Origin of the sequence: Acinetobacter sp. IK23 (assembly GCF_035615275.1) — a bacterium.
Classification (GTDB): Bacteria; Pseudomonadota; Gammaproteobacteria; order Pseudomonadales; family Moraxellaceae; genus Acinetobacter; species Acinetobacter seifertii.
Window position 1 is genome coordinate 1 of the sequence record NZ_JANBNX010000057.1, and the last position, 3,432, is coordinate 3,432.

A 3,432-nucleotide genomic window follows, 5' to 3' on the forward strand; every position below is an offset into this window, starting at 1 on the left:
CTATTTAAGTGATGTGCTGAAAAAGCTACCGACACATAAAGTGACCCAGATTGAAGAGTTACTGCCACACTGCTGGAAACCTAAATCGAATTAAAAAATTGGTATGGGATTCAGCGGACGCTTACGATCAATTTTATAACCAATCCAGTTATGCTGTGCTTACATTCAACTTTTGAACATTTATTAGAATGAACTACACATGGGATGAATTTGAGCAAAGACTTATCACCTATAGAGATGTAAGGATTGATCTGGCAAGAGTTTTAGATGCGTATGAACTTCAAATAAAAGAACTTCTTCAACAAATTCAATTATTAACTTATGAAGATTCTTTGCCTATATTTAATCAGTTATATGAAATACAAGATCATTTAGCTACTGCCAAGTTTCGCTATGACCTCGACCTAAATGAAGCTTTAGATATATTCGTTTATCATTTCGATAAAGATGACAAAGCGCTGATAAGCCAATATTGGTACAAAAAATTCAAGCAAAACAAAGATATTCTTTGGCCTTTACCTCAAGATGAATAGTAGCTTGTACGTTTTATCCTACAAACTTTTAAGGTTTTTGCGGATTGGCGACTCCCCTCTTTTTTCTTAATATGAAGTCATATAGGAACAGGATGTTCCGGAACACAAAACAACAATAATAGGTTCATGCATCAGGATCGTGAGATACGACAGGAGTCATATCTAGTACCCAAATACGAAAAAGCCCAACAGGATGTTGGGCTTTTTTTATATCTGAATATTTAGGGTTTAAAAATTTGTGGCAGGCTATTTATAAGAATATTAGGAATGTTGTTTGGATAAACAATTTCGTCAGTTTGTCTTAGTTCATCAAGCGTCCACCACCGACTTTTATTAATCACAAGCTTTTCTTGTTCAGTCCAGTTCGATGTGTTCACTTCTTCATTTTTAATAAAAACAATAAAGAGTCTTTCATCAGAAGTCACAACTTCCGCACTTGGTAGCATCATTTCAAAATTGCGTGTTGCAACATGAGTGCCTACATTTTGTCTAACTACACCTAACTCTTCATAAAGTTCGCGGCAAGCTGCTTGCTCGAAGGTTTCCCCTTCTTCCAGTCCTCCGCCTATGGTTGCCCAGTGGGATTGTCCAGCTAAGGCATCACTTATATGAGTGAATTGAAATAATAGGATTTGATGATTTTCATTAATAACCAATAGTCTTGAAGATTTTCTAATACGCATTCGATTTTTTCTTAAAGCAACAAGATGGCTATTATTCATATTCACTTTAAAAAGTTAAATCATTTCGCTATGTACGTTTTTTCCTACAAACTTTTAAGGATTTTGCGGATTGGCGACACCCCTCTTTTTTCCTAATATGAAGTCATACAGGAACAGGATGTTCCGGAACACAAAACAACAATAATACGTTCAAGCACCAGGAGCGTGAGATACGACAGGAGTCATATCTAATCACCAAATACAAGAAAGCCCGACAGGATGTCGGGCTTTTTTTTATGCTTATTTAAAACTGATATTTATACTCACCTATAGCGGGGTATGCGCCTGTTCTTGCTTTTTATGGCGAATCCAACGTACCACCCAAATAACCGCAATCAGCACCACTATTGCCACAAGCGCAGGCGCTAACATAGCTGAAACTGAAAGTAAGATTGCTCCAATCCACTCACCTGTCGCAACTATAAAATTCCCTAAGCCACCTGTGGTTGCAGTTGAAACACCGCGTGCAGCGACGGTACTCATTTGCACCACACCAGCCGTACCACCACCGACAATAATGGCTGCTGCCCAACTGGCAAATTGAGACATTTCTCCACTACTCACAGCCATCGTGGTAAGCGTGCCCGCGATCATCGCCGCAGGAGTTGCGACTGTGTCTAAGGCATTATCCACCCACGGAATATAGTAGGCTGCAATTTCACACACCGTTGCCACGCTTAAAGCCAAACACACCGATGGCAAAGCTAACCACTCAAAACCTTTCGATGGCTCAAACCATCCCATCATGGTGGCAATGCTCATGACCAGTAGCGGCACAAACACGCGAAAACCGCAGGCAGCGCTCAGGCCCACACCAATACATAAACCCAATATTGTTTCCATAACGGTTTCCTTTTCATGCCCATCACGGGTCTTGTTATATAAGTCTTATTTTTAAACTAACAAAAAGCCCCATCGGGTGACAGGGCTTTTTGTTAAATGCGAACGCAAATATTATTTCATTCTTAACGTTTAAATTGTGTGCAGTAGCATTTCGTGCAAGGTGGTAAAGGGTCTGTGTTAATTTCTAAAAACACTCTATGACCACACTGAGCACAGAAATAGAAGCCTGTTCCGGGTTTTTCGCCTGCTGTTACCATGATTACATTCCTATAATCGTATAGATATTAAACAGGAATATAACCCACTTAAAGTGAATGTCAATTGTCCATTTCGCCCGATGATGATGGCATAAATGCAAAAAATGTTATTTGTACGATTTATCTTACATAGATTTAGGGATTTAGCGGATTGGCTGCCCTCTGCTTTTTTTCTATGATGAGTTCATACAGGAACAGGATGTTCCGGAACATAAAACAACAATAATAGGTTCATGCATCAGGACGTGAGATACGACAGGAGTCATATCTAGCAACCAAATACGAAAAAGCCCGACAGGATGTCGGGCTTTTTTTATGATTGAAATTATCAACTTAATCATGGAAGTAAATTTAGGAAGCTTTTAATTTTTTCCATGATTTTTTGAAAGCTAATCGTTGTGGACTTAGCTCTAAAAAAGTTACTCTTTTTACCAAATCAATGATTTCTGCACTATATTTTTTTAATTCATCAATCGCAATAAATGTTTGCTTATCAAAACTTAGATAAGTTTTTAGGATCTGCTCACAAGCATGGACTTCAATATTTTTAAATAGAATTAAATCATGAATTAATACAGGTAAATATGTATGTTCAAAGATACTAAAATCTAAAGCGATCATATTGGCATGTGATTTTCCTGTACCAGTATCTTGATTATGATTAAATTCATAACTCGTTTCTAATAGTTTTATCGTAGGATGTGCTGGGTGATCCTGATAGAATATATCAATATACATAGCCATTGATTGGTTTAGTATTTTTTGAATTTCATCTAAAGAATCAATAATTTTTTGCTCAATCTCATCTTTTAAACTAATAGCTTTTGAATCAACATCCCCTTTTAACTCTGCATATGAGACGATATCAGTAAGTTTTTTTTCTTGAATTGATAATTCTAATAGTTCATTAATTAAAGCGACCGGTTTATCGGAAGTACTTAAAACTTTCTTCAGTGATCCTAGACAGTATCGTGGACAACAAATCCCTCTAAATTCTTAAAATATTTCTTCTCAAAGGCTTCAGGGCTTAACCAGCCATTTGCAGAATGTCTTCTGACCCGATTGTAATAAATCTCA

General features: G+C 37.2%; 5 protein-coding genes. 1 reads left to right on the forward strand and 4 read right to left on the reverse strand.

Annotation, left to right across the window (positions count from 1 at the left end; translation table 11 throughout):
* Positions 1-188 precede the first annotated feature (188 nt).
* Positions 189-533, forward strand: coding sequence for a hypothetical protein (locus tag MSG95_RS18750; RefSeq protein WP_077165120.1), 345 nt, complete (start codon positions 189-191; stop codon positions 531-533).
* Between the two features lie 221 nt (positions 534-754).
* Here MSG95_RS18750 and MSG95_RS18755 read toward each other — a convergent pair whose 3' ends face one another.
* The 4 genes from MSG95_RS18755 to MSG95_RS18770 all read right to left on the reverse strand — a co-directional run bounded on the left by MSG95_RS18755 (position 755) and on the right by MSG95_RS18770 (position 3,099).
* Entirely contained in the window at positions 755-1,255 is a 501-nt protein-coding gene (locus MSG95_RS18755; protein ID WP_077165119.1) for an NUDIX hydrolase, read from the reverse strand.
* A 267-nt stretch (positions 1,256-1,522) separates the two neighbouring features.
* Positions 1,523-2,098, reverse strand: a complete 576-nt coding sequence (locus MSG95_RS18760) for a DUF4126 domain-containing protein (RefSeq protein ID WP_077165118.1) — start codon at positions 2,096-2,098, stop codon at positions 1,523-1,525.
* 122 nt (positions 2,099-2,220) lie between these two features.
* On the reverse strand, positions 2,221-2,355 hold the full coding sequence (locus MSG95_RS18765; RefSeq protein WP_001983336.1) for a zinc ribbon-containing protein: 135 nt from the start codon (positions 2,353-2,355) through the stop codon (positions 2,221-2,223).
* A gap of 351 nt (positions 2,356-2,706) precedes the next feature.
* Positions 2,707-3,099, reverse strand: a complete 393-nt coding sequence (locus tag MSG95_RS18770; protein WP_324645225.1) for a DUF2326 domain-containing protein — start codon at positions 3,097-3,099, stop codon at positions 2,707-2,709.
* Positions 3,100-3,432: the final 333 nt, after the last annotated feature.